The organism is Trinickia sp. NRRL B-1857 (assembly GCF_050470685.1).
In the GTDB taxonomy this organism is placed as follows: Bacteria; Pseudomonadota; Gammaproteobacteria; order Burkholderiales; family Burkholderiaceae; genus Trinickia.
This window is the reverse complement of sequence record NZ_JBFLUK010000001.1, coordinates 408,671-422,580: the sequence shown is the minus strand read 5'-3', so window position 1 is coordinate 422,580 and position 13,910 is coordinate 408,671. Positions and strand designations below refer to the sequence as shown.

At 63.8% G+C, this 13,910-nt stretch carries 15 protein-coding genes; 11 read left to right on the top strand and 4 right to left on the bottom strand.

Annotated elements, in window-relative coordinates:
* The first annotated feature begins 111 nt into the window (after positions 1–111).
* The 7 genes from AB1286_RS01960 to AB1286_RS01930 all read left to right on the top strand — a co-directional run bounded on the left by AB1286_RS01960 (position 112) and on the right by AB1286_RS01930 (position 7,226).
* Positions 112–1,020 carry a LysR substrate-binding domain-containing protein gene (locus tag AB1286_RS01960; RefSeq protein ID WP_430361678.1) on the top strand — a complete coding sequence of 303 codons (909 nt, stop codon included), beginning with the start codon at positions 112–114 and terminating at the stop codon, positions 1,018–1,020.
* A gap of 102 nt (positions 1,021–1,122) precedes the next feature.
* Positions 1,123–1,923: a sugar phosphate isomerase/epimerase family protein gene (locus AB1286_RS01955; RefSeq protein WP_430361677.1), complete on the top strand. Its 801-nt coding sequence runs from the start codon at positions 1,123–1,125 to the stop codon at positions 1,921–1,923.
* Positions 1,924–2,018: 95 nt separating this feature from the next.
* On the top strand, positions 2,019–2,978 hold the full coding sequence (locus AB1286_RS01950; RefSeq protein WP_430361676.1) for a sugar kinase: 960 nt from the start codon (positions 2,019–2,021) through the stop codon (positions 2,976–2,978).
* Positions 2,979–3,165: 187 nt separating this feature from the next.
* Positions 3,166–4,452 (top strand): MFS transporter, encoded by a 1,287-nt coding sequence (locus AB1286_RS01945; protein ID WP_430361675.1) that lies wholly within the window; start codon positions 3,166–3,168, stop codon positions 4,450–4,452.
* Positions 4,453–4,457: 5 nt separating this feature from the next.
* The gene (locus AB1286_RS01940) at positions 4,458–5,465 is read left to right on the top strand and encodes a 2-hydroxyacid dehydrogenase (protein ID WP_430361674.1); all 1,008 of its coding nucleotides are present in this window, start codon (positions 4,458–4,460) and stop codon (positions 5,463–5,465) included.
* Positions 5,466–5,680: 215 nt separating this feature from the next.
* Positions 5,681–6,763, top strand: coding sequence for a LacI family DNA-binding transcriptional regulator (locus AB1286_RS01935; RefSeq protein WP_430361673.1), 1,083 nt, complete (start codon positions 5,681–5,683; stop codon positions 6,761–6,763).
* Positions 6,764–6,860: 97 nt separating this feature from the next.
* The gene (locus tag AB1286_RS01930; RefSeq protein ID WP_430361672.1) at positions 6,861–7,226 is read left to right on the top strand and encodes a DUF3022 domain-containing protein; all 366 of its coding nucleotides are present in this window, start codon (positions 6,861–6,863) and stop codon (positions 7,224–7,226) included.
* 41 nt (positions 7,227–7,267) lie between these two features.
* Here the strand turns inward: AB1286_RS01930 and AB1286_RS01925 are convergent, their stop codons facing one another.
* Together AB1286_RS01925 and AB1286_RS01920 are read right to left on the bottom strand one after the other, a co-directional pair.
* Positions 7,268–7,699, bottom strand: a complete 432-nt coding sequence (locus AB1286_RS01925) for a PGDYG domain-containing protein (protein WP_430361671.1) — start codon at positions 7,697–7,699, stop codon at positions 7,268–7,270.
* Positions 7,700–7,833: 134 nt separating this feature from the next.
* Complete coding sequence (locus tag AB1286_RS01920; protein ID WP_430361670.1) at positions 7,834–8,319, bottom strand: Spy/CpxP family protein refolding chaperone; 486 nt, start codon at positions 8,317–8,319, stop codon at positions 7,834–7,836.
* A 254-nt stretch (positions 8,320–8,573) separates the two neighbouring features.
* On the opposite strand from AB1286_RS01920, the gene panE reads away from it, so the two are divergent.
* The 3 genes from panE (at position 8,574) to AB1286_RS01905 (ending at position 11,342) form a co-directional block, all read left to right on the top strand.
* Positions 8,574–9,506 (top strand): 2-dehydropantoate 2-reductase, encoded by a 933-nt coding sequence (gene panE, locus AB1286_RS01915; RefSeq protein ID WP_430364961.1) that lies wholly within the window; start codon positions 8,574–8,576, stop codon positions 9,504–9,506.
* Positions 9,507–9,542: 36 nt separating this feature from the next.
* Positions 9,543–10,007: an Lrp/AsnC family transcriptional regulator gene (locus AB1286_RS01910; protein WP_430361669.1), complete on the top strand. Its 465-nt coding sequence runs from the start codon at positions 9,543–9,545 to the stop codon at positions 10,005–10,007.
* Between the two features lie 237 nt (positions 10,008–10,244).
* Complete coding sequence (locus tag AB1286_RS01905; protein WP_430361668.1) at positions 10,245–11,342, top strand: saccharopine dehydrogenase C-terminal domain-containing protein; 1,098 nt, start codon at positions 10,245–10,247, stop codon at positions 11,340–11,342.
* A 192-nt stretch (positions 11,343–11,534) separates the two neighbouring features.
* Here AB1286_RS01905 and AB1286_RS01900 read toward each other — a convergent pair whose 3' ends face one another.
* The gene (locus tag AB1286_RS01900; protein ID WP_430361667.1) at positions 11,535–12,128 is read right to left on the bottom strand and encodes an AAA family ATPase; all 594 of its coding nucleotides are present in this window, start codon (positions 12,126–12,128) and stop codon (positions 11,535–11,537) included.
* A complete protein-coding gene (hpaR, locus tag AB1286_RS01895; protein ID WP_430361666.1) occupies positions 12,125–12,616 on the bottom strand; it encodes a homoprotocatechuate degradation operon regulator HpaR in 492 nt (163 codons plus the stop codon). Before hpaR ends, AB1286_RS01900 begins: the two co-directional genes overlap by 4 nt.
* Before the next feature lie 166 nt (positions 12,617–12,782).
* Here hpaR and AB1286_RS01890 point away from each other — a divergent pair, with 166 nt between their 5' ends.
* Positions 12,783–13,859 (top strand): glycosyltransferase family 4 protein, encoded by a 1,077-nt coding sequence (locus AB1286_RS01890; RefSeq protein ID WP_430361665.1) that lies wholly within the window; start codon positions 12,783–12,785, stop codon positions 13,857–13,859.
* Positions 13,860–13,910: the final 51 nt, after the last annotated feature.

The following is a 13,910-nucleotide window of genomic DNA, read 5'->3' as shown; positions in this document are numbered from 1 at the left end:
TGTGCCTCTGAGCGGGCGGGTTATGACGGTCCAATCCTATTTCAGATATAAGCTTATGAAAAATCGTCATTTGTGACGTAATATATCGCCTGAACCGATATTTCATCGCCAATGACGCCAGATCAGCTGATAACATTCGCGGCCGTTGCAGAGCGCCTGAACATCAGCCGCGCGGCGGAGGCGCTGCACTTGTCGCAGCCGGCCGTCTCGGGGCAATTGCGTCAGTTGCAAGACGAGTTCGGCGAGCCGCTTTACCGGCGCGATGGCCGGGGGATTCGACTGACGCCGAGCGGTGCTCAGCTCGCGGAATACGCGCTGAAGGTGCGCGATGCCTTCCGTCAGGCTCAGGCGTATCGCGACGCATTGCGCGGCGTGGCGCGCGGCACGTTGCGCATCGGGGCAAGCACGACGATCGCCAGCTACCTGCTACCGTACCTGATCGCCGACTTCCAGCGTCTTTATCCCGAGGTGGAAGTCCAAACCGCGGGTGGCAACACCGGCGAAATCGTCGCCTCCTTGCCGGCGCTCGACATTGCCATGATCGAGGGACCGATCGGCACCGATCTGCCCGAGGGAACCGGAGTCAGAATGTGGCGTGAGGATACGGTCGTGGCGATCGTGCCCCGCGGTCATCCTTTGGCCGAGCGCGTCTCGATCGATAGTGGTTCAAACCCAACCTTGGCCGACGTGGGACGGTATCCGCTCGTGATGCGCGAAGAGGGCTCAGGGGTGCGGCAATTCGTGGAGCAGTCGTTCGAGGCGGCTGATCTCCCCATGCAAGTCGCGTTGAACGTGGCGAGCGTCGAGGGCGTGAAGGAGGCCGTGCGCGCGGGGATGGGCGTGGGATTCGTCTCCGCGATGTCGATGCGTCACGAGGACGGCGCGCTCGTTCAACTATCGATCGCACCCAAGGCGCTCACCCGCAATTTTTCGATCTTAGTACCGCACGAAGGTGCGCCTTCGCGCGTTGCCGCGGGGTTCCTGGCCCTATGCACCGCCGCGGCGGGCGAGCGCCCGTAGGGATTACCATGATGGCGTGTCCGCTGACGGCGCAGGCAAGATAAACGCATTCGAGCCTGTCGCTCGATTTTTTTCTCTGAAATCTGGAACCGGTTCCATTTCATGTTGAAGATAACAGGTACGCATCACGCGGCAGGGGACGTCGAGGTCGTCGTGGTGGCCAGCGCCTTTGGACCTCAGGCGGTTCGCCGCGCCGGCCATAAAGCGTGGATCGAGACGGTGGGACTTGCCGGGGCAAGCGGATTCGAGGTCCGGCGCGAGTTGTTCGCCCACGAGGCCGAGGCTTCTTTCGAGGCACTGCGCGCGCTTGGCGCCGCGATTGCCGGGCGCGGCCTGTGGTCGGTCTATTCGACGCCGGCCACGCTTTATCGTGAAGACGGCGAATTGGACGCGATGACGTTGGCCGCAGCGTACGCAGAGGCCGACGCGCTCGGCGCGCGTTGGGTAAAGCTGCAATTGGGCGGCTTCGCGGGTCAGGCCGACGGCGAGCGTATCGGCCGTGTCGGTGCGGGGCGCCGGGCCCGGCTCGTCGTCGAGAACGGCCAGGGCGAGCGCGACGGGACGATCGCGCAATTCGTCGCGTTGTTCTCGGCGCTCGAGCGCGACGGTGCCGCCGATACGCTAGGGATGACATTCGACATCGGCAATTGGGACTGGGCCGGCGAGGAGCCGGTCGACGCGGCCAGAGCACTTGCGCCCTATGTCGAGTACGTGCATTGCAAGTCTTCCGAAGGGCACGGCGCGAGACGGTTTCCGGTCGCACCGAAAGCAGACGATGCAGCGATCCGAGCGGTTTTCAGTATGCTGCCGCGCACCGCGCCTCGGGGGATCGAGTTTCCGCTTGCCGAGCAGGCGGTGCAAGACGATGCGACGCGCCACGTCGCCTGGCTCGCCGCGGCATGAAACTCGATGCGCTCGGGTGTTACGAAGCTGTGAGCGCGCGAGCCGCCTACCCGGCGATTCGACCGAACGTTTGGATGTGAAACTAGGAGCCATAGATGTCTTGCCCCATCGACGTGTTGACCTACGGTGAAGCCATGGCGCTTTTCGTGGCGGACGACGCGGGCCCGCTCGCGGCGGTCGACCATTTCACGAAACGCATTGCCGGTGCTGATCTGAATGTCGCGATCGGTCTGTCGCGGCTCGGCTTTCGCGTCGGCTATATCAGCCGAGTCGGCGCCGACGCGTTCGGACGATACGTGCTCGATACGCTCGCGGGCGAAGGCATCGACGCGAGTCATGTCAGCATCGATACGCGCCACCCGACCGGCTTCCAGTTGAAGTCGAAGGAAACCGACGGCCGCGATCCGAGCGTCGAGTACTTTCGCAAAGGGTCGGCCGCGAGCCATCTGTCCATCGACGATTTCGACGCCGAGTACGTGGGCGCCGCGCGCCATCTGCATTTGACGGGCGTCGGTCCCGCTATTTCCGCCTCGTCGCGCGAGCTCGGCTTTCGCCTTGCGCAATCGATGCGCGCGGCGGGCAAGACGATCTCGTTCGACCCGAATGTGCGTCCCACGTTGTGGTCCTCGCGTGAAGCCATGGCCGCCTCGTTGAATGCGCTCGCCGAGCTGTCGGATTGGGTACTGCCCGGCGTGGGCGAGGGGCTTGCGCTGACGGGGTACGAGGCGCCCGAAGACATCGCGCGGTTTTATCTCGATCTCGGCGTACGCGGCGTCGTCGTCAAACTCGGCGCGCACGGCGCGTATTTCAGAACGGCCGAGGCGTCCGGCTACGTGGCGGCGCAGCCGGTGGCCAATGTCGTCGATACGGTCGGAGCCGGCGATGGATTCGCCGTGGGCGTCGTCAGCGCGTTGCTCGAAGGGCGGGATCTGCCGAGCGCCGTCGCGCGCGGCAACCGCATCGGCGCGTTGGCGATCCAGGTGATCGGCGATTCGGAAGGACTACCCACGCGGGCAGAATTGGACCGGATAGAACGGTCGACCGCAGCGGTCTGATTTCGTTCGTCGGCACACGCCAGCCAAGCCGCCGGAGTCCGCCGTAGCGGGTATGCGAGCGGCACGCTGCGTCGAGTGCGCCGGAGCAAGCGCGGTTGCGTTTGCCTACACTGCACGCCAAGCAGGAGCGAGCAGGCGGGGCTCGATGCCGCCGCTCATTTGAAACGCAGCATAGGAGGAGACAGCCATGCACGCAACGATTGCACCTCGCAGGTGGTGGATGATCATGCCGATCATCTTCATCACCTACAGCCTCGCTTACCTCGATCGCGCGAACTTCGGCTTCGCTTCCGCCGCCGGCATCAACAAGGACCTGGGCATTAGCCCCGCGCTGGCCTCGTTGATCGGCGCGTTGTTCTTTCTCGGCTATTTTTTCTTCCAGATTCCCGGGGCGATCTACGCCCAGCGGCGCAGCGTTCGACGCCTCGTATTCGTGAGCCTGGTGCTGTGGGGCGGTTGCGCGGCGCTCACGGGCATCGTGAGCAATATCGCGTCGTTGATCGCGCTGCGGTTTCTCCTCGGCGTCGTCGAGGCCGCAGTCATGCCGGCCATGCTCATTTTCATCAGCAACTGGTTCACGAAAGCGGAGCGCTCGCGCGCCAATACGTTCCTGATTCTCGGCAATCCCGTCACCGTGTTGTGGATGTCGGTCGTCTCCGGTTACCTCGTGCACGCGTTCGGCTGGCGCGAAATGTTCGTCTTGGAAGGGGCGCCGGCGATCGTTTGGGCCGTTTGCTGGTGGTTCACGGTACGCGATAAGCCGAGCGAGGTCGCCTGGCTGTCGACGGACGAGAAGCGCGCGCTAGAGCAAACGCTGGCCGCCGAGCAAGCGGCCATCAAGCCCGTGCGCAACTATGCCGAAGCATTTCGTTCGGCGGCCGTCGTCAAGCTCAGCGCGCAGTATTTCTGCTGGAGCATCGGTGTCTACGGGTTCGTCCTGTGGCTGCCTTCGATCTTGAAGAACGGCTCCGTGCTTGGCATGGTCGAGACCGGCTGGTTGTCGGCGCTGCCTTACCTAATGGCGACGATCGCGATGCTCGCGGCCTCGTGGGCCTCCGACAAGCTCGACGCGCGCAAGGCGTTCGTCTGGCCGTTCCTGCTGGTGGGCGCCGCTGCGTTCGCTGGCTCGTATGCGCTCGGCTCCACGCATTTTTGGTGGTCCTACGTATTGCTCGTCGTGGCCGGAGCCGCGATGTACGCGCCGTATGGACCGTTCTTCGCCATCATCCCCGAACTCTTGCCGAAAAACGTCGCGGGCGGGGCGATGGCGCTCATCAACAGCATGGGTGCGCTCGGCTCGTTTGTCGGTTCGTACGTAGTCGGTTATTTGAATGGCTCGACCGGTTCGCCGGCGGCTTCGTACGCATTCATGAGCGCGGCGCTCGTGGCGGCCGTCTTGCTCACGCTCGCCGTCAAGGCGCAGCCGACGAGCGACGCCATGCTCACGGCGCGAGCCCATGCCCACGGAAAGTGAATCGCATGCTACCTACGATCGTCGTCTACAAAAAACTGCCGCAGGATGTACTCGACGATCTGCGCCGCCAAGCGCAGGTCGTCGTTCTGGAAGCCGAACCCGGCGCTAGCCACGAGGCGCTCGCCGATGCACTTGGCGCGGCGCTGGTCGACGCCGACGGCGCGATCGGCGCAAGCGTAAAGGTGACTCCGCAGATGGTCGCGCGCGCGCCGCGGCTCAAAGCCATTTCGACGATCTCCGTCGGCGTCGACAATTTCGACCTGGCCGATTTAACCGCGCGCGGCATTGTGCTCGCGCATACCCCCGACGTGCTGACGGAATCGACGGCCGATACGGTATTCGCACTCGTGCTGTCGAGCGCGCGGCGCGTGGTCGATCTCGCCGAATGGGTCAAGGCCGGCCAATGGCACGGCAGCATCGGCCCCGAGCAATACGGTGTGGACGTGCATGGGAAGACGATCGGCATCGTAGGGTTGGGCCGCATCGGCGGTGCGCTCGCTCGGCGAGCGGCGCTCGGATTCAACATGCGTGTCCTTTATACGAACCGGCATCCGAACGAAGCCGCCGAGCGCGCGTTCGGCGCCCGGCGCGTCGAGCTCGGCGAGTTGCTGTCGCAATCGGATTTCGTCTGTTTGCAAGTGCCGCTTACGCCGCAGACACGGCATTTGATCGGTGCGGCCGAGCTGCACGCGATGAAACGCAACGCGATCCTCATTAATGCCTCGCGCGGCGCGATCGTCGACGAGGCGGCGCTCATCGAGGCGCTGTCTGCCGGCACGATCGCCGGTGCCGGACTCGACGTCTTCGAACAAGAGCCGCTTGCCACGAATTCGCCGCTGCTTTCGATGCGCAACGTCGTGGCGTTGCCGCACATCGGTTCGGCCACGCACGAGACTCGCCACGCCATGGCGCGTTGCGCCGCGGAGAATCTCATCGAGGCACTGGCCGGCCGCCTCACGCGCAACATCGCGAACCCCGAGGTCGTGGCACGCTTACGCGCGCGTGCCTACTAGAATTCGTCGTAGGTGCGCGCCGTGCGCTTGCACGGGTGGTGCGCGATGAAGCCCTGCGCTATGATGCCGCCACCGTATGAATTGCAAAGCGCGCCCCGGCGCGCTTTTCTCTATCCGCCGTGCCATGCCGAGGCTGCAAGGCATAGGTCTTTGACGAGGAGGTTCCCCTTGGTTTCCGGTTCTTTCGAGACGCGCCAGACGCGCGCCGCCGAGCAATGAGCATCGGCCCCATGGGCATCAACCGCCGAGCGACGATCAGCGACGTTGCGCGCGAAGCCGGTACCGGCAAAACGAGCGTCTCGCGCTACTTGAATGGGGAGACGAACGTCCTGTCTTCCGATCTGCGCACACGCATCGAAGCGGCCATCAAACGGCTCGACTACCGGCCCAATCAAATGGCCCGCGGTCTCAAGCGCGGGCGCAATCGTCTCGTGGGCCTGCTCGTCGCCGACATCACGAACCCCTACACGGTCGGGGTATTGCGCGGTGTGGAAGCGGCATGCCACGCACTCGGGTTGATGCCGCTCGTTTGCAACGCGGCCAACGAAGTGGAGATGGAGCGGCGCTATTTGCAACTGATGACGACCTATCGCGTAGAAGGGGTCATCGTCAATGCGCTCGGCGTGAAAGAGGAAACGCTTCGCCCCGTCGGCGAGGCGGGGACGCCCGCCGTCCTCGTCGACCGTTCGATCGAGGGCCTCTCGGCCGACATGGTCGGACTCGACAACGGCGACGCCGTGGCGCTCGGTATGCGGCACCTGGTCGAGCAAGGCTTCGACGATATTCGGTTCGCCGTGCAGCCTTATGAGAACGTCAGCTCGCGGCGCTTGCGCGAAGCGGCGTTTCGCGCGGCGCTCGAGCAAGCACGGCAAGGTCGCGACGCAACGGTTTCGCCGCTGCGAGGCGAAACGATGGTGCTCGATCTGAGCGACGAGGACGCGGTCGCACTCACGCATGAAGCCGTCGACCGGCATCTCGAGGAGGCCGCGAAGCAAGGCGGCCGGCGCGTGGCATACTTCGCGGCTAACGGCCCGGTCGCGCTGTCGCTCGCATTGCATCTGCACGCGCGCTACGGCTCGCGTTGGCAGGAGCGCGTCGCGCTGATGTCGATCGACGACTCCGAATGGGCCGAGCTCATTGGCGTCACGGCGATTCGGCAACCCACCTACGCCATCGGTTATCGCGCCGTGGAGTTTTTGCACGAGCGCATCGAGGGTGGTGTGGAGCCGGCGCGCGAAGCGATGTTGCCGGGCGAGCTGGTGGTGCGCCGCTCGACCGTCTGGCGCCAAGACGATTGATCGATTGATTCGCACGGGCACGTCAAATTAGCGCGCTTACCCTTGTAGGCTCGCGAGCTATCGCCTGCCTTCGCGTGACACAGTTTTGAGCCTCACGATGGAACTTTACCGATTCGAATGCCCGAGCCCCGACGTCGAGGCGCTCGCCCAAGCGGCCAGCGATCTCTTTCCCGAGCAGACGGTTTTTGTCGAGCGCGCGGGCGAAAACGGTATCCCATGCCTGGACGTGCAGTGGGTGGCGATGCGATTCGGATCGACGGCGCGCCGCATGACGCTGACCGTCGAATTCGCCGCGCCCGCGTTCGCCCGCTATCGAGCGTCGCCGCCGCGTGCGCGTGCGCGCAGCTATGCCGTGCTACGGGCGTATGTCGAAGCCGCGCTGGGTTCCCTCGAGGAACAATATGCGGCCGGACAGACCGTGCCGCGCGAAGTCACGATCGAGTTGGGCGACGAATTCGCGTAGGTTTGGGTGGCGCGCCTGCTGCGCGCGCCCGGGGAGTCCGGTTACGCGGGCCGATAAACCTGAGCGAATCGATCGGCGCGTACGACCCCGTAGTCGCCGGGCGCGTATTGCAATACCCAGTCGCCGGCGTTGCCGTTCAACACGTCGCCCGCCGCTCGGCGGGCCATCGCAAACGGCGCATCCATGCGCTTGGCCAACACGACAGCAGGGCGGTTTCGATAGCGGCCGGCCGCGCCGTGCGAAAGGGCCGGCTCGGCCGGGACGTATTTCTCGTCGAACCGAGCCCGCTCGACTACCCAGCGTGCGCCGCCCGTGCCCGTAATCAGTGCGTCGCCGGGAACATACCGGTTCGCGCCTTCGAGGCTCATCAATGCGCCGGCCGCCTGCGCGAACTCGACGGTGACCGTTTCGTCTTTTACATACCTTCCCGCCGCGGGGTCGTTGCGCAGGTCGATGTCTTTCAATTCGTTCATGGGAAGCAAGCCAAACGTCAAGAAGGCGTGAGCGTAGCGGTAAATCGCGCGACGCGCACGCCTTTCATTCGGCCAAGGGACATTCGGCGCCTTCGTTTGATGACGGCTGCGCGAATGCGAAGGGGCGAGCGCAATCAGTTCTTGGCCGGGGCCCCCGACTTGCCGGCGCGCTCGCCATGGTCACGCACCTGCCGGAACGTCGTATCGGCGAGCTTCTTCTGTTCCGGCGAGAAGCTGTCGTAAAGCGGCTGGAACGCGTCGACCAGCTGCTTCATATCGTCCGCGTGCGCTTGGGCGATTTCGGCGTATTGCTTCATGTTGTCGATAGCCGATTGCGTCTGTTCGGCCTCGTTGCGTTGGCGGAAGAGCCGGCTCATATTTTGGCCGTTGGTCCGCATCACTTCGGCAAACGTCTTCCATTGCGGCTCTTGCTTTGATGTGATCTTCAGCTGGGAATGCAAATATGCAATCCGCTGTTCGACGTGCGCTTCGCGCTTGGCCGCATGAGCGTCGGCAGGCGTACTGGCCGCCATACCCGTCGCCGCCTGTGGCGCCGACGCTTGTGCGAACGCGCCGCTCGTGGCAAGCGCACACGCGAGAATGACGATTGTCCGTTTCATGGAACCTCCTGCGTTCGTGTGGACGAAGTCAAAGCCGGCGCACCGGGGCGCCGGCGGTTGGACCGTGCATGCTTGGCGCATGTTCATGGATTCCGGCTTAGTGTAACCAGACCGAGCCGATGTATTCGGCCGGTGAGACATACGCTTACATCTGAAACGCATCTGTTGTGCAAGTCGTATGCAGGCGCGTTTTTTCGCTCTGTATTACAGTGGCAGCCGCAACGATTGGGACTGAGCGATTTCGGAGATCGATGATGCGTATTTTGGTCGTGGGCGCCGGCGCGGTCGGCGGATACTTCGGTGGGCGGATGGCCTTGGGCGGCGCGGACGTGACGTTTCTCGTGCGCGAAGCGCGGGCCCAGGAGTTGGCCGAGCACGGCCTCGTCATCAAGAGCCCGAAAGGCGACGCGACGCTCGCTAACGTCAAGACCGTCCTCAGCGCACGCATCGACGCGCCATACGACCTTATTTTGCTCAGTTGCAAGGCCTACGACCTCGACAGCGCAATGGATGCGTTCGCGCCGGCCGTCGGGCCGTCGACGACGATTTTGCCGCTGCTGAACGGCATGCGGCATTTGGACGTGCTGCGGGGCCGCTTCGGCCAGGCAAGCGTGTTGGGCGGCGTCTGTCTGATCGCGGCCACGCTCGATGCATCGCGCGCGATCGTTCAGATGACGAATATGCATACGATCGTATTCGGCGAGCTGGACGGAACACAAAGCGCGCGTGTCGACGCGATTGCAGCCGCCTTGCGTACCGGTGGATTCGACGTCGAGGCGATCGATGCCATCGTGCAGCAAATGTGGGAAAAATGGGTCTTTTTGGCAACGCTGGCCGGCAGCACGTGTCTGTTTCGCGCCAGCGTCGGCGACATTTTGGCGGCTCCCGGCGGGCAAGTTGCCATGCGCACGTTGTTCGACGAGTGCGCGGCCGTTGCCGCCGAGCATGGGCACGCCATGCGCGAGCCGTTCGCCGAACGTTCGCGCGCCATGTTGTTCGCGCAGGGCTCGCCGCTGACGGCATCGATGCTGCGCGATATCGAGAACGGGCTGCGAACCGAGGGCGACCACGTCCTAGGCGATCTGCTCGCTCGGCGCCGTGCGAATCAGCCTGCGGGCGCGCCGCCCACGCTGCTCGAGCTGGCGTACACCCATGTGAAAGCCTACGAGGCTCGGCATGGGCGATAATCCGATGCTTTCGCTCATACCAGCCGCTTCGAATCGATGAGACCTCCGCGCCTCGACCAGCTCGACGAACTCGACCGCAACCTGCTCACGCTCCTACAGGAAAACGCCCGGGAGAGCGTGGCCAACTTGGCGCGCCGGCTGAGCGTGGCGCGTACCACGGTGCTGGCCCGCATCGAGCGGCTCGAACGCATGCAAGTCATCGCCGGCTATGGCGTGCGGCTCGGTCAGGATGTGCTCGACGCCAGTATCAACGCCTACGTCGGCATCATCCTTGCGCCGAAGTTCGGTCCGAGCGCGCTCAAGCGGCTCGAAAAGATGGCCGAGGTGCAATTGCTTTGCGCCGTAAGCGGCGAGTACGACTACGTGGCGTGGCTGCGTGCCGCCTCGCCCGATCGCCTCAACGAATTGCTCGACCAGATCGGCCAACTCGAAGGGGTGGAGCGCACGACCACGTCCATCATCCTCGCACGCAAGATCGATCGCGGCGCATTCGGCAACTGAATTCGATCGATTTTCCCGCGTTGCACCTGGGTCCGCGCCCGTTCTCTGCATGCCGTTTCGACGAAATGTAGCGCCATATCGACGTTTCGTCGAAAACTGACGTCGAAACGCAGCATTTTGGTCCTATATTCCGTTTTTACACCTTCCTAAACTGTTTCGAACGCAACGGCACGCGCATAGCGTGGACCCGCGCATCACGATCACAACAACGCGAAACACGAATTGAAGGAGAAGCGCATGAAAGTAGCCATCGTCGGTGCAGGGCTGATCGGCCATACCATCGCCCATATGTTGCGGGAAACCGGCGACTACGAAGTCGTGGCGTTCGATCGTGATAATCACGCCCTCGAGAAGCTGGCCGCACAGGGTATTGCGACGCAGCGCGTCGATTCCGCCGATTCGAACGCGATTCGCGCGGCCGTGCAAGGCTTCGACGTCTTGATCAATGCGCTGCCGTATTACCTCGCCGTGAACGTGGCCGCCGCTGCCAAGGCAGCGGGCGTCCATTATTTCGATCTCACGGAAGACGTGCGCGCCACGCATGCGATTCGCTCGCTCGCCGACGGTGCCTCGCAAGCGTTCATGCCGCAATGCGGCCTGGCCCCGGGCTTCATCGGCATCGCAGCCCACGAATTGGCCAAGCGTTTCACGGAAGTGCGCGAAGTGAAGATGCGCGTGGGGGCGCTGCCCGAGTTTCCGACCAATGCGCTCAAGTACAACTTGACGTGGAGCGTCGACGGTTTGATCAACGAATACTGTCAGCCGTGCGAGGCGATCCGCGATTCGCGCACGCAGTGGGTCCAGCCGCTTGAAGGGCTGGAGCATTTCTCGCTCGACGGTACCGAATACGAAGCGTTCAACACCTCGGGCGGTTTGGGCACGCTGTGCGAAACGCTGGCGGGCCGCGTGGAAACGCTCGATTACAAGTCGGTGCGCTACCCGGGCCATCGCGACCTCGTGAAGTTCTTGCTCGAGGATCTACGGCTCGCGAGCGATCGCGACACGCTCAAGACGATCATGCGCCGCGCCGTACCGTCCACCTCGCAAGACGTCGTGCTGATTTTCGTGACGGTCACCGGCATGCGCGACGGGCAACTGGTGCAAGACGTGTTCACGCGCAAGATCTTCGCGAAGGCCGTTTGCGGCATGCCGATGAGCGCGATTCAGATCACGACGGCCGGTGCGATGTGCGCGGTGCTCGACTTGTTCCGCGAAGGCAAGCTGCCGCAGAGCGGCTTCGTGCGGCAAGAGCAAGTCTCGCTGGTCGAATTTCTCGACAACCGTTTCGGCCGTTTGTACGAAGGAGCGACGCTCGACACGATGGTGACGGCCTGAGGCAGGCGGGTAGGGGGGACGATCGCCCGGTCGGCGCAACGCCGGACCGAGGGCGACCTGGGAGAGCGGCGGCGCCATGCGGCGCGCCGCATTGATGTAGCGGCACTGAGCTGGGCCTCGAGAACGCCGCTCGAAGAAGAGGGCAGCCATGCATGCGCCGGTGCATGCGTGGCGAACCTCCCGCACCGCGCTTTAGCCGCTTGCGGCCGGTTTCAATATATTGCGCAATAGCACGTCGAATTCGGCCGCCGTCGGCGCGGTGTTATCGAACATGATGAGCCCCTCGCGCGCGGACCCGCTCGGCACGAAGCGGCGCTGCCGGTACTCGTCCCAATGAGCGAGCTTGTAGGCATCGTTCGGGTTATGGCGAGCGACGATGCGGGCATGCGCCGTTTCCTCCGACGTATAGACCCAGACGATTCGAATCTCGACGTCGGCGCCGATCCCGAGCCAGGCGCGATCGAAAAGCTTGCGCTCACGCACCTCGCGCGAGAGCGGTCCGACCACGATGACGCCGACGCCCAATTCCAAGTTCTCGCGTGCCGTATCGAGCAGGCCTTGGTACTCCGGTTCGCGCAGATGTTGGAGGTACAAGGGGCTGTCCCGGTCGTTCGGGTCGCCCGTCAAAGCGCCCATCGCCGCCGCGCTGTAGCGCCCATAGAGCGTGTCCTTGTCCAGCAGACAGAAAGCTTCGCCCGTCTCGTGCATGAGCGGGCCGACGAGGCGTTTGGCGATCGTCGTCTTGCCCGTGCCGGCGTGGCCGCACATGAAAACGAGATGTGTCACGAGCCCGACTCCTTGAGCAAAGAGGGCGCAAGCGCATCGCCGGTTTCGTGACCGGCCGGCACCGCTTCGATCAGCGTGTCGAGACGGCGGTACATATCCTCCAGCATCGGTTGCCCCAAGCGGGCTTCGAGCAGCGCGTACTGCGCATCGACCCGTGGCAGGATTTGCGCGATCATCGCCCGGCTCCTCGTAGTCAAGCGAACGATCCATTTACGCTGGTCTTCAGGAGGCCGCTCGCGAAAGACGAGCCCATCGCGCTCCATTCGATCGAGCACGCCGGTAAGGCTAGGACTCAGAATGCATGCCAGCTTGGCGATTTGGCCCGCTTCCAATTCGTTGCGCGGCGCCTCGTCGAGCGTACGCAAAATCCGCCATTGCTGCTCCGTTAATGAAAAATCCTTCAGGATCGGCCGAAACACGCCCATGAGCGCCTCGCGCGCCTGTAGCAACAGCATGGCCAGATTCCGGTGTTCGAACGTACGCGTCATGGTGGCGAAGAAGGGAGTGGCATGTGGGCATATTAACAGCGTGCCGCGCGCGCAGGTCCCTACGCGACTTCGCGCGCAGGCCCGGGCACGGGCCGTGCATCAAGCGCTGACGCCGCGCCTGTACCCGTTCAAGCGCGGCGCATTCGTTCGATGCGGAGGCCCGTCGATGCGCATTGCCCAAGTCGCGCCGTTGTACGAATCCGTTCCGCCTTATGGATATGGGGCCACGGAACGGGTGGTGCATTACTTGACCGAGGCGTTGGTCGCACTCGGCCATCACGTCACGCTGTTCGCCACGGCCGATTCGACGACGTCGGGCGAACTCATTCCCATCTGCGAGCGTGGCCTGTGGCGCGACACCGGCGTGTGGGACACACTAACGCACCATGTGCGCGAGGTGGAAGCCGTCGTTCAACGGGCAGGGTGTTTCGACGTCGTGCATTTCCATACCGACCCGCTTTATTTCCCCTCGGCGCGGCGTCTGCCTTGCGCTCACGTGACCACCATGCACGGACGTTTATTACCGGCCGACCATGGACCGCTCTTGCGGGAGTTCTCGGAGGCGCCGCTCGTATCCATATCGGACTGCCAGCGACAGCCGATTCCATGGGCGAACTGGCAGGCAACGATCCATCACGGATTGCCGGAAAACGCTTTCGCGCTTCAAGAAGATGCTGAGGATTACTTATTGTTTCTGGGCCGGATGATGCCTGAGAAACGGCCGGATCTTGCGATCGAAATCGGTCGCCGTGCGGGGCTGCGGTTGAAGATGGCGGCGAAGGTGCATCCGGGCGAACAACGGTATTTCGAAGAGCGCATCGCGCCGTTGATCGACGCGAACCGCGATACGGTCGACTACTTGGGCGAGGTGGGCGGACAGGCGCGCGTCGAGTTGCTGTCGAGGGCCCGCGCGTTGATTTTTCCCATCCAATGGCCGGAGCCGTTCGGGATGGTCATGATCGAGGCGATGGCCTGCGGCACGCCCACGGTTGCGTTCCGGTGCGGCGCTGTGCCCGAAGTGCTCGAACACGGGGTGACGGGGTATATCGTCGATAGCGAGGAGGACGCGGTCGATGCCATCGGGCGTCTGGATGCCATCGATCGACGCCGATGCCGGGCCGCGTTCGAGACGCGCTTTACGAGTATGCGGATGGCGCGCGAGTACGTGGACGTCTATGAGGCGCTATTGGAACGCGGCAGTGCTCGCGACGGGCGTGTTCGGGCGGTTTCTGGGCGAGGGTAGGGCAACTTCATCCAAAAGTTGGGAGCGCTGTCGCCGCGACGAGCGACTGAC

What these genes read in the sequence shown, in the direction of transcription:
- AB1286_RS01930 (WP_430361672.1), top strand. Translation starts at nt 6,861, where the DNA reads ATGGAACTTTACCGATTCGAATGCCCGAGCCCCGACGTCGAGGCGCTC.
- AB1286_RS01955 (WP_430361677.1), top strand. Translation starts at nt 1,123, where the DNA reads ATGTTGAAGATAACAGGTACGCATCACGCGGCAGGGGACGTCGAGGTC.
- panE (WP_430364961.1), top strand. Translation starts at nt 8,574, where the DNA reads ATGCGTATTTTGGTCGTGGGCGCCGGCGCGGTCGGCGGATACTTCGGT.
- hpaR (WP_430361666.1), bottom strand. Translation starts at nt 12,616, where the DNA reads ATGACGCGTACGTTCGAACACCGGAATCTGGCCATGCTGTTGCTACAG.
- AB1286_RS01950 (WP_430361676.1), top strand. Translation starts at nt 2,019, where the DNA reads ATGTCTTGCCCCATCGACGTGTTGACCTACGGTGAAGCCATGGCGCTT.
- AB1286_RS01960 (WP_430361678.1), top strand. Translation starts at nt 112, where the DNA reads ATGACGCCAGATCAGCTGATAACATTCGCGGCCGTTGCAGAGCGCCTG.
- AB1286_RS01940 (WP_430361674.1), top strand. Translation starts at nt 4,458, where the DNA reads ATGCTACCTACGATCGTCGTCTACAAAAAACTGCCGCAGGATGTACTC.
- AB1286_RS01910 (WP_430361669.1), top strand. Translation starts at nt 9,543, where the DNA reads ATGAGACCTCCGCGCCTCGACCAGCTCGACGAACTCGACCGCAACCTG.
- AB1286_RS01920 (WP_430361670.1), bottom strand. Translation starts at nt 8,319, where the DNA reads ATGAAACGGACAATCGTCATTCTCGCGTGTGCGCTTGCCACGAGCGGC.
- AB1286_RS01935 (WP_430361673.1), top strand. Translation starts at nt 5,681, where the DNA reads ATGAGCATCGGCCCCATGGGCATCAACCGCCGAGCGACGATCAGCGAC.
- AB1286_RS01945 (WP_430361675.1), top strand. Translation starts at nt 3,166, where the DNA reads ATGCACGCAACGATTGCACCTCGCAGGTGGTGGATGATCATGCCGATC.
- AB1286_RS01905 (WP_430361668.1), top strand. Translation starts at nt 10,245, where the DNA reads ATGAAAGTAGCCATCGTCGGTGCAGGGCTGATCGGCCATACCATCGCC.
- AB1286_RS01890 (WP_430361665.1), top strand. Translation starts at nt 12,783, where the DNA reads ATGCGCATTGCCCAAGTCGCGCCGTTGTACGAATCCGTTCCGCCTTAT.
- AB1286_RS01925 (WP_430361671.1), bottom strand. Translation starts at nt 7,699, where the DNA reads ATGAACGAATTGAAAGACATCGACCTGCGCAACGACCCCGCGGCGGGA.